The following is a 26,708-nucleotide window of genomic DNA, read 5'->3' as shown; positions in this document are numbered from 1 at the left end:
GATTTTTTCCCCTACATTACGCTTTAAATCTATACCCAAGCCTAATAAGCGGCATCACTTTTGCAATCTAACCTGTAGTTCAACTTATTAAATAGATGATATCATTGACAACTCGCTTAAAAATAATACTTTCTGTTTTGGCTGTCATTCTTGTGACGGGCTCCTTTATCCTCTACAAAAACGGCGACTCGCCGGAGGGTAAGAACGAGATCCTGATCAAAGCTTTGATGCAGGGCCTTAGCTCCGGCCATTACCAGCCTGAGAAAGTAGACGATAACTTCTCGAAGAAGGTGTTCAAGCTGTACCTGGAGCGCCTGGACTTCAACAAGAAGTTCCTGCTGGAGCCAGATGTGCAGCAGCTGAGAAAGTATGAGACAGCCATTGACGATGAGCTTCGCCAGGGTTCGTTTCAGTTCTTCGACCTATCGGCCGACCTGATCGAGAAACGCATGAAGGAGTCAGAGGCTTACTACCAAGAGATTCTGGCCAAGCCTTTCGATTACTCCAAGGACGAGCAGATTGAGACAGATGGCGAGAAGCTGCCTTTTGCTAAAAACAAGGAGGAACTGAAAGAGGCGTGGCGCAAGCAGCTGAAGTACCAGACCCTGGTGCGCCTGGTGGACATGCAGGAGGAGCAGGAAAAGAAACTGGCGAAAGACCCGAAAGCCGAACAGAAATCGTTTGAGGCCTTGGAGAAAGAGGCCCGCGAAAAGGTAAAGAAAACGTACGACGACCTGTACCAGCGCCTGGCCAAGATTAACCGCGACGACCGCCGCGCCACCTACATCAACGCCGTTACCAACGTATACGACCCGCACACAGGCTACTTCCCGCCAAAGGCCAAAGCTGATTTTGACATCAACTTCACCGGCCGCCTGGAGGGCATAGGCGCCTCGCTGCAGGAGAAAGATGGCCAGATCAAGGTACTCGAGATCGTGCCGGGCAGCCCTTCTTACCTGCAGGGCGAGCTGAAGCCAGGTGACGCCATCCAAAAAGTGGCCCAGGGCGCGGAAGACCCTGTATTGATTGAAGGCATGCGCATTGACGATGCTATCCAGCTGATACGTGGTAAAAAAGGCACAGAAGTGCGCCTGACGGTGAAAAAGCCGGACGGCTCTACCAAGATTATCCCGATCATCCGCGATGTGATCGTTTTTGAGGAAACCTATGCACAATCTGCCTTGATTGAAGACAAAGAAAAGATTGGCTATATCAAACTACCGGGCTTCTACGCCGACTTCGAGAACAAGAACGGCCGTTTTAGCGGTGCCGATGTGAAGAAGGAGATCGAGAAGCTGAAAGCTGCCGGCATGAAAGGCCTGATCCTGGACCTGCGCAACAACGGCGGCGGCTCTCTGGCGGATGCCGTGGAGATGGCTGGTCTGTTTATCGAGCAGGGCCCGATCGTGCAGGTGAAAACAGCCTCCGGCAAAGCCGTGGTGCTGGACGACCGCGACACGCAGGTGCAGTATGGTGGCCCGCTGGTGATCATGGTGAACTCCAACAGTGCCTCGGCCTCTGAGATTCTCGCAGCCGCGATGCAGGACTACAAGCGTGCCGTGATCGTGGGCAGCCCTACGTTTGGCAAAGGCACCGTGCAGCAGTTCTTCGAGCTGGATGAGGCCCTGCCAGCGCAGTTTAACCCGTACAAGCCTTTCGGCGCCCTGAAGCTGACCACGCAGAAGTTCTACCGCATTAACGGCGGCACCACTCAGCTGCGCGGCGTAACGCCGGATGTTGAGCTTCCAGATGCCTACGCTTACCTGGAGTTCGGAGAGAAGGAGCAGGATTTCGCCTTACCGTTTGACGAAATCTCCCCGGCCAAGTATAAGCCCTGGAACAACGGCAAACTGAACATCTCGCAAGTTAAGAGTAAGAGCCAGCAGCGTGTTGCCAAGAACGAAAGCTTTGACCTGATTAAACAAAGTGCAGAGCGCCTGAAGAGGCAGTCGGATAACACCACCCGTTCACTGCAACTGGAGAAGTATAAAGCGGAGGAGAAGAAAGCAGCGGCGGAGGCCAAGCGCCTGGAGGAGGCCCAGAAGGAGGTGCCGGTGCTGGACGTGAAGCGCCTGCAGCAGGACCTGCAAGCCCTTGGCAGCGACACAGCCAAGCTTGCCCGCAACACAGAGTTCCTGAAAGGCCTGAAGCAGGACGTGTACGTGGAAGAGGCCGTTGCCATTATCCAGGAAGACCTGAAGTAAATTAACCGATACATGAATAGAAACGCCAGCTATGTGCAATAGCTGGCGTTTTTTTATATCTTAAGTACCCAAAATCAACTTGACATACCCATGCACCTGAACTCACCCCAAGTAGCCCCCCTAAAAGTATGGCTGCTCCTGCTCGCCCTGCTCCCTACCCTGCTTAGCAACTGTGCCACCAAGACGCCAAAAGAAACAACCGAGGCCGCGCATGGCCTGGTAAAAGACAAAGCCATGGTGGTGTCGGCACACCCGGAGGCTTCCCGCATCGGAATGGAAATCATGCGGAAAGGCGGCAATGCCTATGATGCGGCCATTGCCACGCAGTTTGCCCTGGCTGTGGCTTTTCCGGCGGCAGGCAACATTGGCGGCGGCGGCTTTATGGTGGCCCGCAGCAACAACGGTGAAATTGCCACCCTCGACTTTAGGGAGACGGCACCGGGGTCTGCCATAGAAACGATGTACCAGGACAGCCTTGGCAATGTGGTGGATGGCCTGAGCACCGACGGTCACCTGGCAGTAGGCGTGCCGGGTGCCGTGGATGGCATGGTGAAGATACACGAGAAGTATGGCTCTTTGCCTTGGGCGGAGCTGGTGCAGCCGTCTGTGGACCTGGCCCGCCACGGGGTGGTGCTGACAGAGAAGGAAGCCAGCGGGCTGAACAGCAACCGGGAAAGCTTCATCAAGAACAACAAGCACCTCCCCTACCTGGTGCACGCGCAGGCATGGAAGGCGGGAGACACGCTGCGCCACCCCGACCTGGCCCGCACCCTGGAGCGCATCCGCGATAAGGGACGTGATGGCTTCTATGCCGGCGAAACAGCCGATCTGCTGGTACAGGAGATGCGGCGGGGCAACGGCATCATTACGCATGATGACCTGGCCAACTATACCGCTGTGTGGCGTGAGCCCATCATCGGCGACTACAAAGGGTACAAGGTAATCTCGATAGGCCCCCCTTCCAGCGGCGGAGTAGCTTTGCTGCAGTTACTTAAAATGGTGGAGCCATATGATCTGGGCCAGTACGGCTGGCAAAGCACCAAAACCATCCAGATCATGACAGAGGCGGAGCGCCGTGTATATGCCGACCGCGCCACCTACCTCGGCGACCCGGACTTTGTAACCGTACCGGTGGAGCAACTGCTGGACGAGGCCTACCTGAAAAGCCGCATGGGCACCAGCTCACTGGCACAGGCCACCCCATCCGCCCAGGTAAAGGCTGGTGAGCTGCCCGTGTACGAAAGCGAGGAGACAACCCACTTCAGCATTGTGGACCCTGCCGGCAACGCCGTCTCCATCACCACCACCATCAACGGCAGCTATGGGTCTTCTGTAGTGGTAGAGGGCGCCGGGTTCCTGCTCAACAACGAGATGGACGACTTCAGCGCCAAGCCTGGCGTACCTAACATGTACGGACTGGTGGGCGGCAAGGCCAATGCCATACAGCCCAACAAGCGCATGCTCAGCGCCATGACACCTACCATCCTGGAAAAAGACGACAAGTTGTTTATGGTGGTTGGCACACCCGGCGGCTCCACGATCATCACGTCTGTTTTCCAGACAATCCTGAATGTGCTGGAGCACGACATGACGATGCAGCAGGCGGTGGCGGCCCCGCGCTTCCATCACCAGTGGCTGCCCGATGAGATACAGCACACAGCCGATGCCATACCTGCCCACGTACGTGCTGAACTGCAGAGCAAGGGCTACACGTTAAAGCAGCGCGGCCAGTACGGCCGAGTGGATGCCATACTGGTACTGCCGAACGGCAGCCTGGAGGGTGGCGCCGACCCACGCGGTGACGACGTCGCGGCGGGATTTTAACCTAAACTTTCGGCTGCCTGCTTCCGCTTTTGGATAAAGCCGGCTACATACACGCCCACAGCAGCTAAACCTGTCAATGTCATAAGCCCGAATACGCTGGCCCTGCGCTGGAGTACTTCGGGCTTAAACTTTTGCAGGGTCTCCTCGGATGGCGCAATGGCTTTTGAGAAAAGCGTCCCCGTCATGACGCTGAGCAGCGAGGTTACGCCTACCGCTGCATGGGCCACACTGCGGTTGCCGGACTTTATACCGGAGCTGAGCAATAGCAAAGCGCTGCCTGCCAACGGAGGGATGAGCGCTGTCTTAGGCCTGTTTTCGTTTAGGAAGTAGCTGGTAAGCCCTGCCCCGATGAGCACGGCGGCATGTGTGTTATTGGCTATGTCTGGTCTTTCTACGATGTTCATACTGAGGTAAGATTTTTATACTTCGTGTACCCTCAACCGCCATACTTGGTTATGCTTTGGCCACCATAAAAAAACCACAAGCAAGCGCGCTGCACAATTCCACAAAACCAGTAAAATACAATTCCTGCAGTTGCATTAAGCAACGTCAAATCCCCCTTCATACACCCTCTTCTCAAACGCCCAAAACCCTCTTCTCCAAAGGCTAAAAGCAGCAACACCACTTTATTACAACGCACTGTAAATCAATCATTTATTCTCGTTAAAATAGCTTAATTTTCCTGCTTTTATGCAACTGTTACAGCACAAGGTTTGTTGAATATGTATGAAAGAGAGAGATGAAGAACAGGTGGTTTCTCTGTATCCGGAGGAGACACCAGGCGCTGATAAAGTATGGCAGAAATCCATACCTGCACAGGTGTTTCTGAACTACTTTTTTGCGATAAACTACCATATACACAATTCAGGAACAACGGCTCCGGGTCAGTTGCCGATTCTGCATGAGCAGAAGCCGGAGCTGGATGAGCAGGACCTGGAGGCGATAAAGAAGCTGCTGCTGAACAGCTGGAGCACGGAGTATGCTTTGCGCGCCACCGCCGAGCTAGGGGATGAGGAGTACATGCGCAATGCCCTGCACTGGACCTTTCCACAGGCTTATTATGCCGTGTATGCCGGTCTGCAGGCGTTCCTGTATACCCGTGGCGTGAAAACCAATAACGAGGCCTGGGTGCTGCGCGAGGCAGGCAGGCTGGTCGTGAAGAACACGTACCCGCGGGCAATGGGCTTTTACGCCTCCGGCCATTACGATGACTTTAACATACACCGCCTACCCCTGGCGCACTATAAGCCGGGCCTGCAGATTGCGGGCAAAGAGTTAGAGGCGCAGTCGCAGATTGGGCAGTTCTTGCGCACTACCCGCCGCCAGCGCGCCAAGGCGGTACGGCAGCAGGTGCAGAGCAACCCCACTACGGCGATACGCAGTAGCAAGACCAGCGAGGTGCTGCAGAAATTCGGGCCGCAGCACTGGCAGCAAATGACCTGGCGCATTGGCTATACCACGCTGTTCGATTTGATGGCGCGCCTGCGCATTTCCTCCACGCACCGCGAGATCGAGCGCTTCGTGCAGGCGGATATCGACTTCAAGCTGTTTCATGAGTCGCTGCTGCAGATCGTGAGCTACCTGAACGGCATCCATGAATGCTTTGTGGCGCAGGCGGTAGGGCTACAGAAGTATGAGGAGTTTGTGCAGGAGCTGCCGAAATACCTGCAAGGCTCTTTTGTGGAGACAAGGCTGCAACAGCAGGTAAAACCGCTGCTTGGCCGCGAGGACTACGAGCTGGGCCAGGCGGCGTAAACGATATTTTCCTTTCTTCTTTTGGCTCCTGCGGGTTTATACTTGCAGGAGCCTTTTTGTTACCACCTGCTTTTGCTTTTCTGCCCCCACACAGCTAACAGCCGAGCCACTTAACAATCAGCAATAAACCCTTTAAAAGCTGCCGATTATTTACGAATTTTGCAGCTTGATTTTTAGACGTCACTTATAGTATAAATCGCATGCAACTGAGCGAACAGGAATTGCGCCGCCGCCATGAGCGCGAAGAGCTGGAGAAAATGGGCATTAACCCATATCCCTCTGAAACATTTGAAATTACGGCAACCGCCAAGGAGATAAAGGAGAATTACGATAAGGAGAAGAACAACTACCAGGAAGTAACGCTGGCCGGCCGCCTGATGAGCCGCCGCATTATGGGCAAGGCTTCTTTTGCCGAGCTGATGGACAGCACCGGCCGTATCCAGATCTATGTTTCCAGGGATGATATTGCCCCAGGCGAGAACAAGGACCTGTATAACACGGTGTTTAAGAAAATGCTCGACATCGGGGACTTTATCGGCGTGAAGGGCTATGCGTTCGTGACGCAGGTAGGCGAGATCTCGGTGCACGTAACGGAGCTGACGGTGCTTTCCAAGTCGCTGCGCCCGTTGCCGATCGTGAAACGCGAGGTGGACGAGAACGGCAACGAGATCGTGCATGACGGCTTTACGGACCCTGAGCTGCGTTACCGCCAGCGCTATGTGGACCTGATCGTGAACCCGCACGTGCGCGAGACTTTTAAGAAGCGTACGCAGCTGGTGAACACCATGCGTAACTACCTGTCCGAGAAAGGTTACCTGGAGGTGGAGACGCCTATCCTGCAGCCTATCCACGGTGGCGCGGCGGCCCGTCCGTTTAAAACGCACCACAACACGCTGGACATGACGCTGTACCTGCGCATTGCCAACGAGCTGTATCTGAAGCGCCTGATCGTGGGTGGCTTTGACGGCGTGTTCGAGTTTGCCAAGGATTTCCGCAACGAGGGCATGAGCCGCTTCCATAACCCGGAATTTACCGTGATGGAGCTCTACGTGACCTACAAGGACTACAACTGGATGATGGAGCTGGTGGAGGAGATGGTGGAGAAAGTAGCCCTCGCCCTGCACGGTACCACAGAGGTAAAAGTAGGCGACAACGTGATCAATTTCCAGCGCCCTTGGAAGCGCTTCACGATGTTTGAGGCCATCGAGCATTTCACCAAAATCGACATCTCGAACATGGAGGAGGCCGAGCTGCGCCAAACGGCTGAGAAGCTGGGCATACGCACCGACCCAACCATGGGCAAGGCCAAGCTGATCGACGAGATCTTTGGAGAGACGACAGAGCCATACCTGATCCAGCCAACCTTCATCACCGATTACCCTGTGGAGATGAGCCCGCTGGCGAAGAAACACCGCAGCAAGCCGGGCCTGGTAGAGCGCTTCGAGGCGATCTGCAACGGCAAGGAGATCTGTAACGCCTTCTCTGAGCTGAACGACCCGGTAGACCAGCGCGCCCGCTTTGAGGAGCAGTTGGAGCTTGCCCGCCGCGGCGACGTGGAGGCCATGGCCCTGGACGAGGACTTCCTGCGTGCGCTGGAGTACGGCATGCCGCCAACAGCCGGTCTGGGTGTGGGTATCGACCGCCTCACGATGATCATGACCAACTCCAACTCTATCCAGGACGTGCTGTTCTTCCCGCAGATGAAGCCGGAGAAACACGACAAGAAAGAAGACGAGCAGCAGTAATTCCTGCTCTTGCACATAAAAAAGCGGCCTGCTATACTATAGCAGGCCGCTTTTTTATACTTTATACTTATACGCCAGGCGTGTTTCTGGCAGTGTTAGTCATGTTATCCCTTTCCTGATCATCCCACTTGTTGGTGTCAGTATAGGGGCTTTTCTTCACGGCACCCTGCGTTGCGCTGTCAGATGTCCCCGAGGTCATCTTACTGGTCCAATCCGTTACTTTATCTTTGGTAGAGCTGTAGCCTTTGTTTACCTGCTGCCCCAGCTTAGACGCCTGGTCCGTTACTTTGCGGCGCATGACAGTGCCTTTATCCGGAGCCAGAAGCACGCCTGCCAAGGCACCTGCTGCTGCACCAGCCAGTAACCCAAGGGCCATGGCACCGCCGCCGTTACTGCTGCTCTTCCCTTTATGCGTTTTGTGGCTTGTGCGTTGCTGCCTGATCTGGCGGATTGACTCCTGTGTGCTGTAGTTCGATTTATTCTCCCCGAGGGAGCGGCATTCCATATGCGTTCTCATAGTTTGGTCTTGGTTTAACTTTATACATAAAGCCTCGTGGCTAGGGAGGCATAACACTAGTTTCTATAACGCGAACAGGCGCTTTAGGTTAACATGCGCTCTTAAAACAGACAGGCCTACCCAATGGGCAGGCCTGTCTGCGGGTATTAAGGGAACCTCCTCAGCGAGCTGTGTTCGTAGAACTGCAGCTCAGGTTACCGGTTTGCCCTTGTAAAGAATAGCTCCGGCTTATGCGTTGCCGCCGCCAGTAGAACCTGCACCGCTAGTAGAGCCAGTGCTTCCGGTAGAGCCAGTGCTTCCGGTAGAGCCAGTGCTTCCGGTAGAGCTAGAGCCTCCGGTAGAGCCTGTGCCGCTTGTGCTTCCGGTTGACGAGGCGCCGCCAGAAGAGGCCGTGCCGCCGCCAGTGCTTCCGCTTTGGCTGCCCGACGACTTGCCAAAGGTGTCGCCGCTCATTTTCTTGATTTCCTCAAGGCCGTCCTGCAGGTTCTTCTCCAGGTCTTTGCTCATTTTACCAGCCCATTTCTTGATGCTGCTACGGGTAACCTCGCCTGTGTCAGGAGCCATCAGCAAACCTGCAATCACACCTGCACTGGCACCGGCCAGCATGGCCAGCAAAACTTTTCCGCTATTGTCTTTCATAGTCCTTTTATGTTAATGATCTTTTTAAACTCTTTGGTGTTATATATTAATAACGGCTAATATAGCATTAAGTTATACCTATACTAAAAGATTCTATTATAGTTTCCTTAAAGCACAGAAAAAATCCGGGAGGTACAGGCATAGGCACCTTACCAGTGAAAGTTCAGGTCATTTAGCATGCGCTTGATCTCGTCGCGCGTTTTTCCCATCCGAACCTGCAGGCGATCCAGCAGCTCATTTTCACGGCCCGGCTCATAGTTCAGGTCATCCTCTGTCAGTTCGCCGTAGTTCTGCCTCATCTGTCGTTTCACGTCCTCCCAGGAGCCGTGCATCACCAGGTCATACTCTTCCTGCGGCGGGGTGCCGGCGTTTTTGTTGCCCTTGTTTTTCAGGTTGGAGGTCCAGCGCTTTACATTGCTGTTCACCTCGTCGCTGGCCCGGTTCAGCTGCCGCATCACCTCTTCCCTAGCGTCACTTCCTTTTCTTGGTGCCAAAAGCACTCCTGCAGCCACGCCCAGGCCTATACCGGCAAGGGTAGCGACCAAAATCTTGTCACTGTCTTTATTGATCTGGTTCATCGTTTTATTTTAAAGTGGATATATGAAGTATAGGGTTCAAACAGACCATACCAAAAGACAGGCTGAATCCGTTCTAATTTCTATATTTTTGTACTTGCAGATACATACGGGCTGGACCTGTACAGGTTAAAGTTTAAGCCGGTTTCTGCCTGTTACATCTATTTTTAACCAACTATATACTATGAAAAAAGCCTTTGCCGCTTCCGCTTTTATATTCCTCAGCCTGGTTTCCTGCGTAAACAACAACACGCCGCAGGCCACTTGCATCGACCCTGCCAAAATAAACCCGGACGCCATCTGCACCATGCAGTACGAGCCGGTGTGCGGCTGCGACGGCAAGACCTACAGCAACCCTTGCGTGGCCGACAATGCCGGCGTTACCTCCTACACCCAAGGAGCCTGCGCAGAAAAGCAGTAGTTATACTTAAAAGAGCAGCAACCATGAGCGAGAAAAAGTACTTCAAGCAAACCAAGCCGTTCCGGGTGCCCACCACCGACGGTAAACTCATTGAAGAGCATTTCGGTAATGCCTCCACGCACACCAGCGCCTTTAGCGTGGCCCACATGGTGGCCCCACCGCAGTGGGGAGAGCCGCACCAGACACCGGAGTTCGACGAGATAACGATCGTGACCCGGGGCAAGAAACTGATCGAGATCGATGGGGAAGAGGTGGAGGTAAAGGCCGGCGAGTCCATACTCATCAAGGCAGGCGCCCGCATCCGCTACGCCAACCCCTACGACCATGAGGCCGAGTACTGGTCTATCTGCATCCCGGCTTTTGATTTTGAGGCCGTGCACCGGGAGGAGGAGTAGATTCAGAAAATTGGAGAGGTGGGGACCTGAAGATGCTTCACCACAAACTAAAGCATCAGTAATAAAACAAAAAGCCCCCGGCCATGTGCGGCCGGGGGCTTTTTTATACTTCAGAGAGCAAAGATCTTTCTCAGACCTTCACGTCTCTAAACCTTTAGTTTACTTGCTAATCATATCTACGATATCCTCGGAGATACCCATGTAAGAGAAGCCGCCGTCGTGCATCAGGTTCTGCATCGTTACCATGCGGGTAAGGTCTGAGAACAGGGTGATGGTGTAGTTGGCGCAATCCTCGGCTGAGGCGTTGCCAAGCGGCGACATCTTGTCTGCATAGTCGTAGAAGGCATCGAAGCCACCTACGCCCGTACCGGCCGTTGTTTTGGTCGGAGACTGCGAGATGGTGTTTACGCGCACTTTCTTCAGCTTGCCAAAACGGTAGCCATAGTTGCGGGCGATAGACTCCAGGATAGCCTTGGCATGCGACATATCGGTGTAGTCAGGGAACACGCGCTGTGCCGCGATATACGACAGGGCCACGATAGAGCCCCACTCGTTCATGGCGTCCTGCTTCTCGGCCACGTGCATCACCTTGTGGAAAGAGAGCGCCGAGATGTCCAGCGTTTTCTGGAACCAGTCGTAGTTCAGGTCGCCATAAGACTTGCCCTTGCGGATGTTCGGGCTGGAGCCGATGGAGTGAAGTATAAAGTCGATCTTGCCGCCCAGGATTTCCTGCGATTTCGTGAATAGGTTCTCCAGATCCTCTACCGATGTGGCATCAGCCGGGATGATCTGCGCATTGCACTGCTCGGCCAGTTTGTTAATCTCCCCCATACGCATCGCGATCGGTGCATTTGTCAGCACGAACTCCGCACCTTCCTCTTTGGCACGCAGGGCAACTTTCCAGGCAATGGACTTCTCATCCAGCGCTCCAAAAATAATTCCTTTCTTTCCTTTAAGCAGATTATTGGCCATCTCTTTCTAGTTGTTTATTGCTATTTTTTCGCGTTTAGGGTTACAAAGTATCAGATACCGTAAACGAAGCAGCAATATAGCAATTACTAATTAGAGTGAAAGCAACTCTTTTGCACTTTGATAGGCATTATCGCTTGGGTTGGCCCCGGCGATCATGTGCGCGATCTCGTTTACGCGCTCCTGGTCGTTCAGCTTTTTAATGCGGCTGATGGTGCGGTCCTCGGTGTCGTGCTTGTACACAAAGTAATGCGAGTCCCCCTGCGCGGCAATCTGCGGCAGGTGCGAGATAGCGATGATCTGGTGCTTCTGCGCCATCTGCTGCATCATCTTGCCCACTTTCACGGCCACCTCACCTGAGATACCCGTGTCAATCTCGTCAAAAACGATCGTCGGAAGCGCGGTTTTATCGGCCAGCATGTACTTTATACTTAGCATCAGGCGCGAGAACTCACCACCAGAGGCGGCTTTGATCAGCGTTTGCGGCTGCGCCCCTTTATTGGCGCTGAACAGGATGCTGATGTCGTCGGTACCCGTGGCGGAAGGCGCTACCTCGTTGTGCTGGATCACGATGCGGGCGTTCGGCATGCCCAGCTCTGCCAACAACGTATACAGCTCCTTCTCAAAGGTTTCGAAAGAAGCTTTGCGGCGCTCTGAGAGTATGGCTGCCTTCTCCAGCACCTCTTTCTCTGCGGCTTTCATTGCTTTTTCGGTGTTGGCAATGGCTGTGTCCAGGTTCAGCACGCTGCCTACCTTCTCCTCCAACTCGCGCTGTATCTGCAGCAGTTCTCCGTTTGTCTGCACCTGGTGCTTGCGCTGTAAGGTGTAGATCAGGTTCAGGCGCTCCTGCACCTCCAACGTGCGCTCCGGGTCGGCCTCCGTGTTGCGCTCGGCGTCCTCCAGTTCCCCGGCTATGTCGTTCAGCTCGATCATGCAGCTCTCGGTGCGGCTGCGCAGCTCCTCATACTTGCTCGAGAACGCGGTAAGCTGGCTCAAGGTATGCACGGTGTCCTTCAGCGCGGAGGTGATGTTGAACTCGGACTCCGTGAGGCTCTGCACCGCCTGCGTCAGCTTCAGCTTGATGTCCTCGGCGTTCTCCAGCTGTTTCAGCTCCTCCTCCAGCTCCTCCTGCTCGTTTTCCCGCAGGCCCGCCTCATCCAGCTCACTGAGCAAAAAGGCATGGTAATCGTGCTCTTTCTGCGCCTGTGCCAGCTGGTCAGTCAGTTTCTTATAGTCGCTCTCCAGCTTTTTATACTGGCGGTAGCTCTCATTATACTTGCGCAGGTAAGACAAATTACCGGCATAGATGTCGAACGTGGTGTTGCCCATCGACGAGGTGTTGCCGGCGTAGATATCCAGGATGTTGAGCTGATAGCTGGTGTCTCCGAGCTGCAGCGTGTCGTGCTGCGAGTGGATGTCCATCAGGTTCTCGCCGATCTTGCGGATCACATCCAGCGTGACGGGCGTGTCGTTCACGAAGGCGCGGCTCTTGCCGCTCGGGCTGATCTCGCGGCGCAGGATGCACTGGTTGTCGAAGTCCAGGTCCTCCTTGGTGAAAAGCTCCTGCAGGTTGTAACTGGAGATATCGAACACCCCCTCGATCACGCACTTCTCCTCCTGGTTAAAGAGCAGCTTGGTATCGGCGCGGTTGCCCAGCAGTAGGCCAATGGCCCCCAGCATAATGGATTTACCGGCACCAGTCTCGCCCGTGATGATGTTGAGCACCGGCGACGGGTTCATCTCCAGTTTCTCAATCAGGGCGTAATTTTTTATTTTGAGATCTATCAGCATATACTATGACGCAAGACTATAGACATAAGAAGGATTTTGGCCTATGCTAAAGTTCGGTAATTCTGTTCTTTTTTTGAAGTATGAGTTTGGCTATACTTTTCTTCTTCCCCTCTTCCGCTGCTGCGGGCTTCGGTGTCCGCAACCTACTCTGGTACGGATCCGAAGATCCGCGTAAGCCATACTTCTGTAACTTAGATCGCTGGTGCGGGTCTGCATCCCGTACCTTTTATAGTCTCGGCTTTGCAATCCGAGTGGTTTACAAAGCCATACTTACTTGGGCTATACTTTCTCTGGCGCAAGCGTCCGCTTGTGCCTTTGCTACTGCTTCCCGCAACTCGAGCCAAGTTATTCTTTCTAGCCCTCGTTCATCCTATAGAATAACAAGCGGCTCGTTTCACTTCCAGCTTTGGTGCTCTCTAGCCCGAGAGGGCTCGTCCTCGGGCATCGCGTTGTCTACATTTCCTTTGCTGTCGCAATGCCCTTGCGGGCACCGGAAATCTAGAAGGCGCTCAACCCTAGGACTGGGAAAGTTAGTTTAGCCCTGCTAGAGGTGCGATGAAAGTATACTTTTATACTTGCCCAAGATGTTTCTAAAGTATAAGCTTCAGGTTTCTCCCGCTCTTTCGGATTTGCAATCCGAAAGTTTAATTAGCCGCGGATTTGCAATCCGCTTTGTAAAGGCTTTTGCTACTGGCAAACATGCGGATTCTAGATCCGCTTTTCACGAGTTCCGGATCACAAATCCGGAGCAGCAGTTGTACCCAGGCTATACTTCCAATACTTTAAACTTTAGTACGGCGCCTCCACGTCGTAGATCATCTCCTCCACCTGTTCCAGCGGGAAGGCATGGTAGTTGAAACGCAGATCCTGCAGCTCGGCGCCCTTCTCATCCAGCTCTTTTAGTTTACCGGTCAGCACCACTTTAGTGCGGAGTACCACCTGCACGGCTGGGCTTTGCAGCAGCTCAAAACGGCGGCTCAGAAGATCTTTCCTGAAAATACGGAACTGGCGTTTTCCCATGGGCGCAAGTATAAATTCGGCAGCAAAATTTGCCCCGCGAAGTTACACCCTTTTAGCAGAATTCTAAAAATTTTAGCGTTTTAGCAAAACTTCGTATTTGCTGTTGTTGGTAGGGTCTACCTGAGATAGGATAGTGAAGGCCTGCTGCTTCTGCGCCGGGGCGGCCGCCTTGAACATGTTGGCCAATTCATCGGCTTTGGCATCGAAGAAGGCGCGAAGGATAGCGGAGTTAGGTTTCTGCTGCTGCAGGCGCTGGATGTTAGTCAGCATGGTTAGCACGTTCTGACGTGCCTCCTCCGGCTTCTCGGCCATCTGGTCCAGCCCCTGGCGGTGCATCGCATAAAGCCCCTCCCGGAAAGGTAGAAACTGCGGATCCTGCACGTTGTCAATCAGCCAATAGCGGTTGCGGTTGCTGTCGAAGGCTTTCCAGCCGGGGTAGCCGGCTCCCTGCGAGGCAGCCAGGTTAAGGATAGCTCTTGCCTTGTCGAAGGCGGGGGAGCCGCCCAAACGGCCAAAGCTGTCGTTATCCATCCCGATGATCATGTAGGCATAAAAGGCCAGCATGGAAGACAGGTTGGACGTATAGTTGTTCTCTGCAAACTCCAGCGGCTGGGCGGTATTGAACTGGAAGGTCCAGTCTTTGTCGATAAAGGAGAAAAGCACGGACTCATAGGCGGTGCCATAGGCCGGCCGTACCGACAACACCTGCACGTTGGCCCGGAAGGAGCCAATCTCCGGCATCTCCGTCAGGTTAATGAGGATGCGGCACTTGATGCGTTCGTCGGGGCCGTAAGCCTGGCCGGTCCAGCGGCGGTTGTTCATGAACTCCGAGATGCGCGTCTGCATCTCCGTGAACAGCTGGCGATCCGTGTACTGTACTTGCTCGCTGTTTACTACCACATCACACTGCAGTTCCTGCGCCCGGGCATTCCAGGCGGTAAAGATCAGCATCAGCAAAACAAGTACTTTCTTAGCCATGTAGCCGCTCCGAGATTAAGTTTACGATATCCTTCGCCACCTCTTTCTTCGATTTCAGTTCAAAGCTGTGGGTGGTGTTCTCCTCTATGATAATGATTTTGTTGGTGTCGTGCGCAAAACCTGCCCCAGGGTCTTTCAGCGAGTTGAGCACGATCATGTCCAGGTTCTTTTTGCGCAGCTTTTCGCGGGCGTTGGCGCTTTCGTTATCCGTCTCCAGGGCAAAGCCCACCGAAAACTGCCACTCCTCTTTCTGCTTCCCAAGCGCCGCTGCAATATCAACGTTCTTTACAAGCTCAATCGTGAGCTCGTCGCCGGCTTTTTTTATTTTCTTATCGGCCACGGTTTTCGGGCGATAATCGGCTACGGCGGCGGCAAACACCCAAATGTCCGCCGCATCGGCATGCTTCAGCACCGCCTTGTACATTTCGTTGGCAGTGGTTACGCGTTTTACGTTGATGTTGGCGTGGTGCGTGCTTAGGCCTGTAGGGCCGGACACCAGCACCACCTTTGCTCCCTGCTCTGCGAAGCACTCTGCCAAAGCGTAACCCATTTTACCCGTAGAGTGGTTCCCGATAAAGCGCACCGGGTCTATCGGCTCATGCGTGGGGCCTGCCGTTAGCAGTACTGTCTTGCCGTTAAACGATCTTTCTGTCACCTGAAAAAAAATTCTGAAGCACCTGCACAATCTCCTCTGGCTCCGCCATGCGCCCCTGCCCCACCAACCCGCTGGCCAACTCGCCATAACCTGCCTCGATGATGCGGTTGCCGTAGCCGCGCAGTTTGGTAAAGTTGCTCTGCACCGCCGGGTGCTGATACATATCCAGATCCATGGCGGGGGCAAAAAACACAGGGCAACGCGCCGAGAGGTAGGTGGCGCTGAGCAGGTTATCGCAGAAGCCGTTAGCCATTTTTGCCACGGTGTTGGCACTGGCCGGGGCCACAACCAGGGCATCGGCCCAAAGGCCCAGGTCCACGTGGTTGTTCCACGTGCCGGTATCGTCTTTCACGAACTGGCTGAGCACCGGCCGCTTGGAGAGCGTGGCCAGTGTAAGGGGGGTTATAAACTCAGAAGCAGAAGCAGTCAAAATGACTTGTACTTCTGCTTCTGCTTTTACGAGCAAGCGGACCAGCAGGGCAGCTTTGTAAGCCGCTATACTTCCGCATACTCCCAATATGATCTTCTTACCTTTCAGCATCCGCCTGTATTACAGGTTGATGTCCTCCTCGGTTTCCTCGTCTGGCTTTCTAACGTACACCTTTCCTTCCAGGAACTCCTCAATGGCAAGGCTGGTTGGCTTAGGCAGGCGCTCGTAGTACTTAGAGATCTCGATCTGCTCACGGTTCTCGAACACCTCCTCCAGGTTGTCCACCGTCGTGGCAAACTCAGCCAGCTTCGAGTTCAGCTCTTCTTTCAGCTTTACAGAAATCTGGTTGGCTCTTTTAGAGATAACAGACACAGACATGTACACGTTGCCGGTCTGCTCTGCAAAGTCGGCCATGTTGCGGGTAACGATTGATGATGGAACTGATGCCATATATTTATACTTTATGAATTCTGGTTATTTGATTTTCTGATATTTGCCAGGGCGGACTGGACGGCGTCGAACACGCGCTCGGCCTCACGCTTGTACCGGCTCTCCGGGTACATGTCCACAAAGGCCTGGAAGTAGTCCAGCGCCACGTCATAGCGCTCCTCCTGCTTGCTGGGCACACTTTCCTGTGCAAAGCGGTACTGGGCATCCAGCCTCAGGAAAGCGGCTTCCTCGGCGTAGGGCGAAGAGGCGTGCTCCTGCAAGAAGTTGTTCAGGGCCACCGCCGCAGAGCGCCACTTAAACAGCTTGTAGTACAGGCGTGCCTGGTTAAAGTCTTTTCTGTCGAGTTTGGTGTAGAGCTCCTCCAACGATCTGTTTACCTGCTCCGCGCGCTCACTGTTCGGGTAGCGCACCAAAAACTCCTCGTACGCCTCAATGGCGGTTCTGGTTGGGGCCTGGTCCTCCTCAAAGCTCGGCGACTGCTCATACAGCGACTGTGCCTGCAGGAACATCGCCTCCTCGGCGTATGGGCTGCGCGGGTACGTGGTGTAGAAGCTACGGAAATACGCATCGCTCAGGATGTAGTTTCCTTGCAGAAAGTGTGATTTGGCGCGGTAGAACAGGGCTTTCTCAGCCTCCTCGGTACCAGCCATCAGGTCTGTAACCTGGTCCAGCAGCTGGGAGGCGCGGTAATATTCCTCCTGCTCATAATATTCCAGTGCAGCCTTATACTTCTTGCTGACATCGTTGCTTTTCAGCAATTGCTGAAAGTTACTACAGCCGGTGGCCAGCAGCAACAGGCAAAACAGTGCGATACTATGGAAAAAGCCTCTATTCATGAACGGGCAAAATTATAGAATATCCATTTGATTTACAAAAGAGATTCGGCAATCGCCAACGCTTTCTTCGCTATGGCTTGTTTTTCTTTAGCCTGCCGCCTTTTTTCCTGCTGGTATCGGTCGTTGCCTTGGTGGTTTTCTTAACGGCAGGTGCCTTCACGGTCGGTTTCGGGGGTACCTGTACGGCAGGAGCCACTTTTTTTGCCAGCACCTCCTGCTTGGTAGGCCGCAACTCCGAGAGCCAGGTAAAGCCCTCCAACTGCTTATCCCCATCCCCTAGCTCGTGCGGTGGTATAAAACTTGCATCCGGCTGCACCAGAAACGATATTCTTTTCAATTTATTTTCCGCGAACACCAGGGTCATGTCGCTGCAGATCGCTTTGTTCATCCCTGTCAGCACGGTGTCGCCCTCCAGCGCAAAGTATAAACTCTCGCCGTTGCCGTTCACATTCACGCGCCGGATGTCTCCGCCTGCAAAGAAAGCGGTCATGTCGCGGCCTTTTACCTGGTTGTAGTTCTGCAGGGTGTCTTCCGAGGAAATAAAGGCATTACTGTACATGTACATGCGGTCGATGGTCTTGTTGCGCAGCTGAATGTGGATCGTATCGGCCACCATCTGGCTTTCCTCGCTCCAGAGCACCGGGCTCACGTTCAGGTGCATAACAGAGTCGGTGCGGTTATAGCTCAGGGAGTCGGCCTTGCCCTGCAGGTCCGACTTAAAGATTTTTACATCCGGGTAAGCATAAATCATACTCACAGTGCGGGTGCCGCGCGGCTCCTGCGAGTAGAGCGTATCAGCGGAAAGAAACAGCGTATCGCCCTCCATCACGGTTTCCATCACCGGACTGCCGTAAACTTTGGCCTCCCCCCTGTCGCGCCAGTAGCGGCCCACCTGGCCCCGAATGGTCACATCGTCCTTCAGCGCGCGCAGCGACACGTTTTGCTGGGCATAGCCATAGCCGGTGTTCTGGTCATAGTATAGCCTATCGCCACCCAAGCGGTATTCATCGGTCAGAATGTAGGCGTTGCGCCCGAAGTTCGAGACTTTGGTGATGGTGTTATAAGTGCCCTCCTCGGCATACAGGTCGCCCTGCTCGCCGTCGATAAAAGTGGGGCCTTGGAAGTACACCACCTTCGTAAGGGTGTTGTAGCGCATGTTCTGCGCCTTGATGTTGTAATCAGCGGTTCTAACTTTTACATCCTGCTGAAAATCGAACATCTTCGTTTGGGTGTTGTAGGAGCCCCGGCGGCTTTCGAGGCGGTTTTCCGGGTCCACAATCACGCCCCCCTCGGTGTAGGTGGCGGTGCGGGTGTTCAGGTTATAGTCCAGGCTGGGGGTGGTCAGCGTCATCCGCGGGTCCCGCATCACCACATCGCCAATAATATTTGCGGTGCGGGTGTCGCCGTTATAGGTGGCGCGTTTGCCGGTGATGTTTACCGTATCGGCCTGGTTGATGCGCACGCTGCCAAAGGCCTCCAGCACGTTTCTCTCTTTGTACTGATACACCGAGTCGGCATACAGCGTGCCGTCCTTTTGCTTAAAGATCACGTTACCGATCAGCTTATCAATGCGCTGCCCGTTAAAGGTACCTCCGATCAGGCTGTCGGCCTGCTGCAGGTCTACAGGCACTTTCTCGCCCTGGCCCTGCCTCGGGCGCTGCTGCTGAACCTGCGGCTTTACTGGCTGCTGCTGCGTCTGCGTCTGTTGCGGTTGGACAGACCGCCGGGGTGTGGGCTGCCGTTGCCCGAAAACACTGAACGCGATCAGGGTAAAGACAAGAGAAAACAGTAGTTTTGTGTAGTTCATTTAATTCTCTTAGACAAAGGACTAAAGACATTATGACAAAGGATTCCATTTCTTTTGTCCTTTGCCTAACAGTCTTTCGTCTATATTATACTTCAAAAGTAGAAAAAAATTACCGTCCGCTGCTTTATGCTACAGAAAGTTTCAGGTTATATACAAGCCCAGGGCCTTTGCGGGCCAACAGACAAAATATTAGCCGCCGTCAGCGGCGGCATCGACTCGGTGGTGCTCTGCGAGGTGCTGCACCAGCTCAAGTATGATTTTGCCGTGGCGCACTGCAACTTCGGTCTACGCGCCGAGGACGCCGAGGCCGACCAACTGTTCGTCAAAAAGCTGGCCAAAAAGTACGACGTTCCCTTCTTTACCGAAAACTTTAACACCCGCGCCTTTGCCGAGCAGGAGAAGCTCTCTACCCAAATGGCGGCCCGCACCTTGCGCTACGCGTGGTTTGAGCAGGTAAGGCAGCAGGAAGGCTACGACTACATCGCCACGGCCCACCACAGTAACGACCTGACCGAGACCATATTGCTGCACCTGACCAAAGGCACCGGCATTGCGGGGCTGCACGGCATCCCGCCAAAGAACGGCCGCATCATCCGCCCCATGCTTTCGGTCACCAAGGATGACATCTATGAGCTCGTGACGGAGCGCAAACTCATCTGGCGGGAGGACAGCTCTAACGAGACCACCAAATACCAGCGCAACAAAATCCGCCACGAGGTGATACCGGTGCTCAAGGAGATAAACCCCAGCCTGGAGGAGACGATGCAGCACACGGCCGAGCGCGTAAGCCACGCCGAAAGTATCGTGGCTGCTTACATCGAAAACCTGCGCGAGCAAAGTATAAAAGAAGCCGACAATGCCTGGTATATATCACTGGTGCCGCTGCAGAATGCCACGGGCCTGCCGGTGGTGCTGCACGAGCTGCTGCGCCCCTTCAACTTCAGCTACAGTGTGGTGCTGGAGCTGGTGGAGGCATTGCATGGTGTTTCCGGCAAACAGTTCGACTCGCCTACCCATATGTTGGTGAAAGACCGCGACCAGCTCGTGATCACGCCGCGCAACCTGAGCAGCTTCGGAAGCATCCTCATTAACGAGGGCGATACCGAGGCCGAGGCCGGCAACGTGCATTTTTCGATAAAGTATGTGGATGCCGACAAGTACAAACTCAACACGAAGCCGCACGTCGCCGCCCTGGACGCCGACCAGCTCAAGTTCCCGCTGAAGCTGCGCAGTTGGCAGGAAGGCGATTGGTTTGTGCCGCTGGGCATGAACGGCAAGAAGAAGATCAGCGATTTCCTGATCGACAAAAAAGTGCCCGCTAACCTGAAAGGCCAGACCTTGGTATTAGTATCTGACCAGTCTATTGCCTGGGTGGTGGGCCAGCGCCTGGATAACCGCTTTAAAGTGACCGATAAAACCGAGCGGGTGGTGGAGATTACAAGGAAGCCTACGGCTTCCTGACGAAAGATTTATTTGACAAAGGACAAAAGACACCGTAATAGAATTGTCAAAAATCCTTTGTCTATTGTCACATCGTCTTTTGTCCGAAAACCAACGGTTTTCATAATAGATTTTCCTAATTTTACAGGACTTAAACGAATCTCAAACTATAATAAAACTATATCCGACCATGAAAGTAACCGTAGTTGGAGCAGGTAACGTTGGGGCTACATGCGCCGATGTGCTGGCTTACCGCGAAATCGCGAACGAAGTAGTACTAGTGGATATTAAAGAAGGCTTTGCCGAAGGTAAAGCGCTCGATATCTGGCAGAAAGCGCCAATCAACCTTTACGACACGCGCACTGTAGGCGTAACAAATGACTACAGCAGGACCGCTGAGTCTGACGTGGTGGTGATCACATCAGGCCTTCCAAGAAAGCCAGGCATGACCCGCGACGACCTGATTTCTACCAACGCCGGTATCGTGCAGTCGGTAACGGAAAACATTGTAAAGCACTCTCCTAACGCGATCATCATCGTGGTTTCTAACCCACTGGATGTGATGACCTACGCTGCCCACATTACGTCTAAGCTGCCACGCACCCGCGTAATGGGTATGGCTGGTATTTTGGATACAGCGCGTTACAGAGCGTTCTTAGCTGAAGCTTTGAACGTATCTCCAAAAGACATCCAGGCAGTGCTGATGGGTGGCCACGGCGACACCATGGTTCCGCTTCCGCGCTACACGACTGTGGGCGGTATCCCGGTAACGGAGCTGATCGACGAGGAGACGCTGAACGCCATTGTAGACCGCACCAAGAACGGCGGCGGCGAGCTGGTAAAACTGATGGGTACTTCTGCCTGGTATGCGCCGGGTTCAGCGGCAGCCCAAATGGTAGAGGCCATCGTGCGCGACCAGCGCCGTGTGTTCCCGGTTTGCGTGAAGCTGGAAGGCGAGTACGGCATTGACGGCGTATACCTGGGCGTGCCGGTAATCCTGGGCAAGAACGGTATCGAGAAGATTATCGAGCTGCAGCTGAACGAAGACGAGAAGCAACTGCTGGAGACATCACGTGGCCACGTGAAAGAAGTAATGGACGCGCTGGATAACATCAACGCTAACAAAGCTTAAGTATAAAAGTATACTTATTGATACTGAAATCGCCGCTTCTGAAAAGGAGCGGCGATTTTGTTTTTATGCTTCTTAAACTTGAGGTGTATTCCTTTTGGCCATCTATACACCTATCGCTGGCGCGGGTTTGGAACCCGTGCCTTCTATAATGTTGAGTTAGTAACCCGACTAGCTCGGAGAGCCACACTTCATACTTGGTCAACACTTTATACTTCTCTGGCGCAAGCGTCCGCTTGTGCCTCTCTTAGCCGCTGCTTTCCGCAACTAGATATAAGCTATCCTTGCTAGCTGCTGCTGATCCTCCAAACTTACAAGCGGCCCTTTTCATAGCCAACTTTCTGCTCTCCAGCCCGAGAGGGCTCGTCCTGGGGGTAGGGGCCCTCGATAAGGGCATCGCGCTGTGTTCCCTCCTGCGCCAGGCCGCTGCCGCTTGCGCGGCACGGGATTCCACAAGGCGCTCCACCCAAGGACTGGGTACAGTTTTGGTAGCCGCTGTCCTTGCTGTCATCTTGACCTATGGGAGAGATCTTTTTAGAATTCCCGTTAGACCTCTCGCTCTGCTTGAGATGACAGGGAAAGGAGCAAGTATAACTCCCCTCCTTGGCTAAGGAGGGGCAGGGACACGGCACTGTAGAAAACTTTCTCAAATCCTAAAACCTGAACCCTACCGAGAAGTATGGCAGTACCCCGTCTTCTGAAAATCCGACCACCCCGTGCAGCAGTATAAGCTCTGCCGGAAGCACATAGATACCACCGCCATAGCCGTGATGGAGGCCACCGCCGTCCTCTCCCCCATCGGACCACACGCGGCCCAAATCATTAAAACCGATCAGGCCAAAAGTGCCCGGGAACAGATACGAGGTAAAGTCGAAGAGTTTGAGGCGCAGCTCCAGGTTGTGGAAAGCCATTTGGTCTCCGGCAAAGCGATAGTTGCGGTAGCCGCGCAGGTTGTTGGTGCCCCCCAGGTACAGCAACTGGAAAAAAGCCGGATCGCCATACGTCGTGCCACCACCGACCCGGTTGGCCACCACGAGCCGCTCACTCAGCCTGAAGTACACCCCCACCTCCGTCTGCAGCTGCCCATACGCTTCCTCCTCATCGTTTAGCTGACGAAGGCCACGCAGGCTGGTGCTCCAGTACATGCCTTGGGAAGGCTGCACCGCATTGTTACGCGTGTCCAGGGTAAAACCGCCTACCAAGCCACCGTAATACTTGCTCTCGAACAGATTCTCCTCCGAGTTTTCTGCCTGGTACAGGTTGATGAAGCGGCCCTCATTATCATCTGGCTCCATGCTGAAGAACTGGCCTGTCACGCCACCGTACACCTGAAATCGCGACGTAAGCTGCCGCCGCAACACCACCTGCGACTCTATAAAGTCGTAGCGGGTGCGGTAATAGCGGATAGGTTTGCTGCCGGTGTCGATGAACTCGGTGCTGTTGCCCACCCCAAAGAAGTTGCTGGTATTGTTTGGCGCCTTGGCATCCAGTTCCACCCCCAGGTCAAGCTTCCCGATCAGACTCGGGAAATCACCCTCGTAACTCCCAAAGAAGGCATTGGTAGCCAGCGCATGCCCTACCATCAGTTTGTGCTGCGCCGCATAGGGTTCTTTCCGGAAACCGTGCTTAGTGTACCTAAACCCCAGTCCCAGCAGTATGCCGTCGTCCAGGTTATAGCCCGCGGTGGCCAGCGGCATCAGCTGGTTATACTTAAAACTGCGCGGGTCATAGTGGTTCACGATGGTGTCGGTGGAGGTGCGGATCTTGGCCACACTTTTAGCCGGAAGTATGTTTTCCTCGTCTGAGCGGTCGTAGATCAGCAGCTTGCCACTGTTACGGAAGTCGCTGCCGATGTTAAAGGCATCGGCGCTGCCCCCTCCGATCAGGCGCACTTTTATACTTGATTTGCCGCTGCCCTGCACCGTGAACACATCCTCATCGCCACGGCCATACAGGCGCAGCTCATTCGTAACCTTCGGGGTAAAGGTACGGTCCATCAGCAAGCGGTCGCGGGTGCTGTCCTTCTTGATCTTGTATACTTTCAGATTGACTCCACCGCCCGGCAAGTAATCCAGCACAAACTCCTCATGCTTGTCTGAACCGGGTATATCCACCGCTTTCGACAGGAAACGGTAGTACGTGAGCGCCTGCTCCATCAGGTTGTTGCGGCGCGCCTTTATGATGCGGGCGATCTCTGGGCCGCTCTGTTCGTAAATGGGTTCCGGCATCCGGCGCACGGCCTCGTCAATGAGCTCATCGGTCAGCTGCTGCTGCACAAAGCGCACCTCCTCACGCCAGTCCTCCTCCGATAGCTGATACATAAACATGCGGTCGAAGTAGCGCGCGTTAAAGTTAAAGCCCTCTATGCCGCGTATGTCCTCGTCGAAACCCTGGAACTTCGGCATGATCCACTTACGGGAGCCAATCTTCGGTATCACCCCCTCGTTTTTAAAGAAGATCTGGTCGCGGTCGCGCGGAATAGGGTCATAGAGCTTACCGGTTTCGTCCTCCAGGTCACGCCAACGCCACTGGTCTTCGTGGCGGTCCCAGTCGCCAACCACTATATCCAGCAGCCTGGCCCGCAGCACGGCATGCTGGTTCACGCGGTTGTCGTTGTCCTCCTCCAGCTTCTCCAGCACCTTCTCCGTGTTGTCGGTGTCTACCCCATGGCGGATGGGCTCGCGCTCCTCCAGCAAGTACACAGCATTGGCATAACCAGCCAGGGAGTCGGCCTGCAAGGCAGGGTCGTTGGGCAGGTACACGATTTCGGGGTTGGTGTGCAGCACGTTCAGCGCCTCCGCCAGCGGCGGCACTACCAACGCCCCAAAGGGATGCGAGGCAGAGATCTGATCCTGTACAATGTCTTTGGCCACGGTTTCACGCAGGTTCTCGGGCAGGGCCTTCTCCGGGTCTTTTTGCACCGTGCGCAGCGCCCACTCCCTGCCGGTGGGGTCCTGCAGGCGCAGCGACTTGGTCTGCTGCCCGCCGCCGCGCTGCAGTATTTTCATGCCGCCCCGCTCTTCGCTCAACCGCAGTATGCGCATTCTAACGGGTGTGGCCCAAAGCTCCCGGTAATTGTCGCCAAACCAGAAGCGATGGCGCTTGCTCACGTCACTGTAATCCGGCGCGATGGCTACGGTAATGCTGTCTTGTTGGGGTGATAGGGTTTGTGCGGGGGCCATGTGGCAACTTAGCCAAAGGCAAAGCAGCAGGCTTATGAAATTGCACTTTGTTATACTTGGTGTCATATGTTCAATGTGATTGAACATTATACTTACTTGCCGCAATAGGGTTTTACCTGTTGTCCCTGCCGCAGCCGCTATCAGACCTAAGCCTCTTGTGCTTTCGTTTTTACCAGGTAGGGCCACTAACAAAAAATCGGCGCCACCTTACTGGGTAGCGCCGATTGCTATGTGGTTCGCTAAGAGTCTTTCTGACTTGCCTGGAAGAGCTTTTGCTTCTCCTCCTTGGATAGGCTCTCGTAGCCGGAGCTGGAGATCTTGTCGAGGATGCGGTCAATCTCGCTTTGGTCCGGGCTTACGGGGCTACTACTGCTGCTGCTACTCCTGCTGCCATTGGAGGAGGGCCTGCTGCCGGTGTAGCGGTTGTGCGTAACCCGCAGCTTGGGCTTGCGCTTAAACAGGTTGGCAAAAAAGTCGATTACCGCTAGTACCGGCCGCCCCATATCGGTGCCGCGCTGCAGCTGCTTGATAAAGATCCAGCCTACTAACGCGCCACCCAGGTGGGCAATGTTGCCGCCGGCATTATCGCCTACGGCACCCGAGATGGAAAGCAGTACCAGGAAGGCAGCGATATACTTTATTCTGACAGGGCCGATCAGGATGAGGTTGAAGGCGAAGTTAGGCAGCAGCGTAGCCGCCCCCACCACAATGGCCAGCACACTGGCCGAGGCGCCAATCATAAAAGAGTAAGCCGCGCGATCAGCAAAGTAGGGAATGAAGTTATAGCTCAGCATGTACAGCACACCTCCGGCTATACCGCCCAGCACGTACAGGCTCAGCAGCTTTCTGTCACCGAGGTACTCGCGCAGCAGCTGCCCGAACCAATATAGGTTAAGCATGTTGAAGATGATGTGCAGAAACCCCTCGTGGGTAAAGAAATAAGTAATCAGCGTCCAGGGACGGGTGATAAAGATAAAGGGGTCTGAGTTGAGCGCCAGGAAGCGCATGATGGCGCTGTACACCCAGGTGCCATTCGTCAGGATCAGGATAGTACGTGTCACGATCAGCAACACAAACACGATCACGTTGATGAGGATGAGCTGCTTGAGCGTGTTGTTGGGCTGCCGGAAGGCGTTTTTTATATCGTTGGTTATACTCATTATACCTTAGTAATTACTGTAGTCGTTGCGCTGCCACATTTTTACCAGTATATACGCGAACAGCATGCCGCCAAGGTGTGCAAAGTGTGCTACGTTATCACCGGGCACCCGGTTAAAGCCGGCATACAGCTCATACCCCCCATACAGCAGCACAAAGTACTTGGCCTTTATCGGGATGGGCAGGAACAGCAGGAACAGCTCCAGGTTCGGGAACAGCAGGCCAAAAGCCATCAGAATCCCGAAAACGGCGCCGGAGGCTCCCAGCATCGGGCTGTTGAACACCTGGCCGAAGACATAACGCACAGCCTCCTTACTTTCTTCTATGTACGTGGGGTTATCCGGGTTGCGGCGAAACTCTACGGCAAACTCTGTGTTGTAGCGGCCACTGTAGTGCTCCTCCATGTAGTTGTAAAAAGCCATCGGCTCCGGGTTAACCATGTATGTGGCTGTTTCGCTTTCCAGGCCGTTCAGTTCGTAGGCACGCACACCAGAGTACAACAGGCTGGCTCCCAAACCTGTAATCAGGTAAAAGGCCAGGAAGCGCTGCGGCCCCCAGAAACGCTCCAGCAAAGGCCCGAAAATAAAGAGGCTGAACATGTTGCTGAACAAGTGCGACCAGCCGCCATGCATGAACATGTGCGTAAACAGCTGGATCGGTCGGAAGAGATCTGAACCGAAGTAGTGCAGCGCGAATGTCTCCAGGCTGATCACACCATTGATCTGCAACAGGAAAACAACCACGTTGATGATCAGGAGATTCCTGACCATAGGGGTGATATTGAACAT

At 54.2% G+C, this 26,708-nt stretch carries 24 protein-coding genes; 8 read left to right on the top strand and 16 right to left on the bottom strand.

Features of this window, described 5'->3' with window-relative positions; genetic code table 11:
* The first annotated feature begins 137 nt into the window (after window positions 1–137).
* On the top strand, window positions 138–2,204 hold the full coding sequence (locus PXG97_RS17765) for a carboxy terminal-processing peptidase (protein ID WP_276499159.1): 2,067 nt from the start codon (window positions 138–140) through the stop codon (window positions 2,202–2,204).
* 90 nt (window positions 2,205–2,294) lie between these two features.
* On the top strand, window positions 2,295–4,028 hold the full coding sequence (ggt, locus tag PXG97_RS17760; RefSeq protein ID WP_420851817.1) for a gamma-glutamyltransferase: 1,734 nt from the start codon (window positions 2,295–2,297) through the stop codon (window positions 4,026–4,028).
* On the opposite strand, the gene PXG97_RS17755 is transcribed toward ggt, so the two are convergent.
* Window positions 4,025–4,432 carry a hypothetical protein gene (locus tag PXG97_RS17755; RefSeq protein ID WP_276499158.1) on the bottom strand — a complete coding sequence of 136 codons (408 nt, stop codon included), beginning with the start codon at window positions 4,430–4,432 and terminating at the stop codon, window positions 4,025–4,027. The genes ggt and PXG97_RS17755 overlap by 4 nt on opposite strands.
* 322 nt (window positions 4,433–4,754) lie before the next feature.
* Here PXG97_RS17755 and PXG97_RS17750 point away from each other — a divergent pair, with 322 nt between their 5' ends.
* Both PXG97_RS17750 and lysS read left to right on the top strand, forming a co-directional pair.
* Window positions 4,755–5,783 carry a hypothetical protein gene (locus PXG97_RS17750; protein WP_276499157.1) on the top strand — a complete coding sequence of 343 codons (1,029 nt, stop codon included), beginning with the start codon at window positions 4,755–4,757 and terminating at the stop codon, window positions 5,781–5,783.
* A 200-nt stretch (window positions 5,784–5,983) separates the two neighbouring features.
* The gene (lysS, locus tag PXG97_RS17745) at window positions 5,984–7,528 is read left to right on the top strand and encodes a lysine--tRNA ligase (RefSeq protein WP_276499156.1); all 1,545 of its coding nucleotides are present in this window, start codon (window positions 5,984–5,986) and stop codon (window positions 7,526–7,528) included.
* Window positions 7,529–7,595: 67 nt separating this feature from the next.
* On the opposite strand, the gene PXG97_RS17740 is transcribed toward lysS, so the two are convergent.
* From PXG97_RS17740 to PXG97_RS17730, 3 genes are all read right to left on the bottom strand, one after another.
* Window positions 7,596–8,045 (bottom strand): YtxH domain-containing protein, encoded by a 450-nt coding sequence (locus PXG97_RS17740; RefSeq protein ID WP_276499154.1) that lies wholly within the window; start codon window positions 8,043–8,045, stop codon window positions 7,596–7,598.
* A gap of 228 nt (window positions 8,046–8,273) precedes the next feature.
* Window positions 8,274–8,684 (bottom strand): YtxH domain-containing protein, encoded by a 411-nt coding sequence (locus PXG97_RS17735; protein ID WP_276499152.1) that lies wholly within the window; start codon window positions 8,682–8,684, stop codon window positions 8,274–8,276.
* 149 nt (window positions 8,685–8,833) lie between these two features.
* Window positions 8,834–9,262, bottom strand: coding sequence for a YtxH domain-containing protein (locus PXG97_RS17730; RefSeq protein WP_276499151.1), 429 nt, complete (start codon window positions 9,260–9,262; stop codon window positions 8,834–8,836).
* Between the two features lie 181 nt (window positions 9,263–9,443).
* Between PXG97_RS17730 and PXG97_RS17725 the strand changes: the two genes are divergently transcribed.
* The gene (locus PXG97_RS17725) at window positions 9,444–9,680 is read left to right on the top strand and encodes a Kazal-type serine protease inhibitor domain-containing protein (protein ID WP_276499149.1); all 237 of its coding nucleotides are present in this window, start codon (window positions 9,444–9,446) and stop codon (window positions 9,678–9,680) included.
* Between the two features lie 23 nt (window positions 9,681–9,703).
* The gene (locus PXG97_RS17720) at window positions 9,704–10,075 is read left to right on the top strand and encodes a cupin domain-containing protein (protein ID WP_276499148.1); all 372 of its coding nucleotides are present in this window, start codon (window positions 9,704–9,706) and stop codon (window positions 10,073–10,075) included.
* A 159-nt stretch (window positions 10,076–10,234) separates the two neighbouring features.
* On the opposite strand, the gene PXG97_RS17715 is transcribed toward PXG97_RS17720, so the two are convergent.
* From PXG97_RS17715 to PXG97_RS17680, 9 genes are all read right to left on the bottom strand, one after another.
* Window positions 10,235–11,047: an enoyl-ACP reductase FabI gene (locus PXG97_RS17715; protein WP_276499147.1), complete on the bottom strand. Its 813-nt coding sequence runs from the start codon at window positions 11,045–11,047 to the stop codon at window positions 10,235–10,237.
* A gap of 90 nt (window positions 11,048–11,137) precedes the next feature.
* A complete protein-coding gene (recN, locus tag PXG97_RS17710) occupies window positions 11,138–12,835 on the bottom strand; it encodes a DNA repair protein RecN (RefSeq protein WP_276499146.1) in 1,698 nt (565 codons plus the stop codon).
* Between the two features lie 789 nt (window positions 12,836–13,624).
* Complete coding sequence (locus PXG97_RS17705) at window positions 13,625–13,855, bottom strand: hypothetical protein (RefSeq protein ID WP_276499145.1); 231 nt, start codon at window positions 13,853–13,855, stop codon at window positions 13,625–13,627.
* Window positions 13,856–13,927: 72 nt separating this feature from the next.
* Window positions 13,928–14,833: a type IX secretion system protein PorD gene (gene porD / locus PXG97_RS17700; protein ID WP_276499144.1), complete on the bottom strand. Its 906-nt coding sequence runs from the start codon at window positions 14,831–14,833 to the stop codon at window positions 13,928–13,930.
* Entirely contained in the window at window positions 14,826–15,488 is a 663-nt protein-coding gene (coaBC, locus tag PXG97_RS21460; protein ID WP_338088611.1) for a bifunctional phosphopantothenoylcysteine decarboxylase/phosphopantothenate--cysteine ligase CoaBC, read from the bottom strand. Before coaBC ends, porD begins: the two co-directional genes overlap by 8 nt.
* Window positions 15,469–16,029, bottom strand: a complete 561-nt coding sequence (locus PXG97_RS21455) for a flavoprotein (RefSeq protein WP_338088610.1) — start codon at window positions 16,027–16,029, stop codon at window positions 15,469–15,471. The genes coaBC and PXG97_RS21455 overlap by 20 nt, the downstream gene beginning before the upstream one ends.
* Before the next feature lie 9 nt (window positions 16,030–16,038).
* The gene (locus PXG97_RS17690; protein WP_266051749.1) at window positions 16,039–16,368 is read right to left on the bottom strand and encodes a DNA-directed RNA polymerase subunit omega; all 330 of its coding nucleotides are present in this window, start codon (window positions 16,366–16,368) and stop codon (window positions 16,039–16,041) included.
* Window positions 16,369–16,379: 11 nt separating this feature from the next.
* Window positions 16,380–17,204: an outer membrane protein assembly factor BamD gene (locus tag PXG97_RS17685; RefSeq protein ID WP_276499142.1), complete on the bottom strand. Its 825-nt coding sequence runs from the start codon at window positions 17,202–17,204 to the stop codon at window positions 16,380–16,382.
* 70 nt (window positions 17,205–17,274) lie between these two features.
* Window positions 17,275–19,011: an OstA-like protein gene (locus tag PXG97_RS17680; RefSeq protein WP_276499141.1), complete on the bottom strand. Its 1,737-nt coding sequence runs from the start codon at window positions 19,009–19,011 to the stop codon at window positions 17,275–17,277.
* A gap of 126 nt (window positions 19,012–19,137) precedes the next feature.
* Here PXG97_RS17680 and tilS point away from each other — a divergent pair, with 126 nt between their 5' ends.
* Both tilS and mdh read left to right on the top strand, forming a co-directional pair.
* Entirely contained in the window at window positions 19,138–20,472 is a 1,335-nt protein-coding gene (gene tilS, locus PXG97_RS17675; RefSeq protein WP_276499140.1) for a tRNA lysidine(34) synthetase TilS, read from the top strand.
* A gap of 169 nt (window positions 20,473–20,641) precedes the next feature.
* Complete coding sequence (gene mdh, locus PXG97_RS17670; RefSeq protein WP_276499139.1) at window positions 20,642–21,583, top strand: malate dehydrogenase; 942 nt, start codon at window positions 20,642–20,644, stop codon at window positions 21,581–21,583.
* A 650-nt stretch (window positions 21,584–22,233) separates the two neighbouring features.
* Here mdh and PXG97_RS17665 read toward each other — a convergent pair.
* The 3 genes from PXG97_RS17665 to PXG97_RS17655 form a co-directional block, all read right to left on the bottom strand.
* Window positions 22,234–24,762 (bottom strand): BamA/TamA family outer membrane protein, encoded by a 2,529-nt coding sequence (locus PXG97_RS17665; protein ID WP_276499138.1) that lies wholly within the window; start codon window positions 24,760–24,762, stop codon window positions 22,234–22,236.
* Between the two features lie 239 nt (window positions 24,763–25,001).
* On the bottom strand, window positions 25,002–25,922 hold the full coding sequence (locus tag PXG97_RS17660; protein ID WP_276499137.1) for a rhomboid family protein: 921 nt from the start codon (window positions 25,920–25,922) through the stop codon (window positions 25,002–25,004).
* A gap of 6 nt (window positions 25,923–25,928) precedes the next feature.
* On the bottom strand, window positions 25,929–26,708 hold the full coding sequence (locus PXG97_RS17655; protein ID WP_276499136.1) for a rhomboid family intramembrane serine protease: 780 nt from the start codon (window positions 26,706–26,708) through the stop codon (window positions 25,929–25,931).

It is taken from the genome of Pontibacter litorisediminis (assembly GCF_029360645.1).
In the GTDB taxonomy this organism is placed as follows: domain Bacteria; phylum Bacteroidota; class Bacteroidia; order Cytophagales; family Hymenobacteraceae; genus Pontibacter; species Pontibacter litorisediminis.
This window is presented reverse-complemented; position numbering and strand designations above follow the sequence as displayed.

Coding starts and splice junctions, on each gene's coding strand:
- ggt (WP_420851817.1), top strand. CDS start 2,295: ATGCACCTGAACTCACCCCAAGTAGCCCCCCTAAAAGTATGGCTGCTC.
- PXG97_RS17755 (WP_276499158.1), bottom strand. CDS start 4,432: ATGAACATCGTAGAAAGACCAGACATAGCCAATAACACACATGCCGCC.
- PXG97_RS17750 (WP_276499157.1), top strand. CDS start 4,755: ATGAAAGAGAGAGATGAAGAACAGGTGGTTTCTCTGTATCCGGAGGAG.
- lysS (WP_276499156.1), top strand. CDS start 5,984: ATGCAACTGAGCGAACAGGAATTGCGCCGCCGCCATGAGCGCGAAGAG.
- PXG97_RS17740 (WP_276499154.1), bottom strand. CDS start 8,045: ATGAGAACGCATATGGAATGCCGCTCCCTCGGGGAGAATAAATCGAAC.
- PXG97_RS17735 (WP_276499152.1), bottom strand. CDS start 8,684: ATGAAAGACAATAGCGGAAAAGTTTTGCTGGCCATGCTGGCCGGTGCC.
- PXG97_RS17730 (WP_276499151.1), bottom strand. CDS start 9,262: ATGAACCAGATCAATAAAGACAGTGACAAGATTTTGGTCGCTACCCTT.
- PXG97_RS17725 (WP_276499149.1), top strand. CDS start 9,444: ATGAAAAAAGCCTTTGCCGCTTCCGCTTTTATATTCCTCAGCCTGGTT.
- PXG97_RS17720 (WP_276499148.1), top strand. CDS start 9,704: ATGAGCGAGAAAAAGTACTTCAAGCAAACCAAGCCGTTCCGGGTGCCC.
- PXG97_RS17715 (WP_276499147.1), bottom strand. CDS start 11,047: ATGGCCAATAATCTGCTTAAAGGAAAGAAAGGAATTATTTTTGGAGCG.
- recN (WP_276499146.1), bottom strand. CDS start 12,835: ATGCTGATAGATCTCAAAATAAAAAATTACGCCCTGATTGAGAAACTG.
- PXG97_RS17705 (WP_276499145.1), bottom strand. CDS start 13,855: ATGGGAAAACGCCAGTTCCGTATTTTCAGGAAAGATCTTCTGAGCCGC.
- porD (WP_276499144.1), bottom strand. CDS start 14,833: ATGGCTAAGAAAGTACTTGTTTTGCTGATGCTGATCTTTACCGCCTGG.
- PXG97_RS21455 (WP_338088610.1), bottom strand. CDS start 16,029: ATGCTGAAAGGTAAGAAGATCATATTGGGAGTATGCGGAAGTATAGCG.
- PXG97_RS17690 (WP_266051749.1), bottom strand. CDS start 16,368: ATGGCATCAGTTCCATCATCAATCGTTACCCGCAACATGGCCGACTTT.
- PXG97_RS17685 (WP_276499142.1), bottom strand. CDS start 17,204: ATGAATAGAGGCTTTTTCCATAGTATCGCACTGTTTTGCCTGTTGCTG.
- PXG97_RS17680 (WP_276499141.1), bottom strand. CDS start 19,011: ATGAACTACACAAAACTACTGTTTTCTCTTGTCTTTACCCTGATCGCG.
- tilS (WP_276499140.1), top strand. CDS start 19,138: ATGCTACAGAAAGTTTCAGGTTATATACAAGCCCAGGGCCTTTGCGGG.
- mdh (WP_276499139.1), top strand. CDS start 20,642: ATGAAAGTAACCGTAGTTGGAGCAGGTAACGTTGGGGCTACATGCGCC.
- PXG97_RS17665 (WP_276499138.1), bottom strand. CDS start 24,762: ATGGCCCCCGCACAAACCCTATCACCCCAACAAGACAGCATTACCGTA.
- PXG97_RS17660 (WP_276499137.1), bottom strand. CDS start 25,922: ATGAGTATAACCAACGATATAAAAAACGCCTTCCGGCAGCCCAACAAC.
- PXG97_RS17655 (WP_276499136.1), bottom strand. CDS start 26,708: ATGTTCAATATCACCCCTATGGTCAGGAATCTCCTGATCATCAACGTG.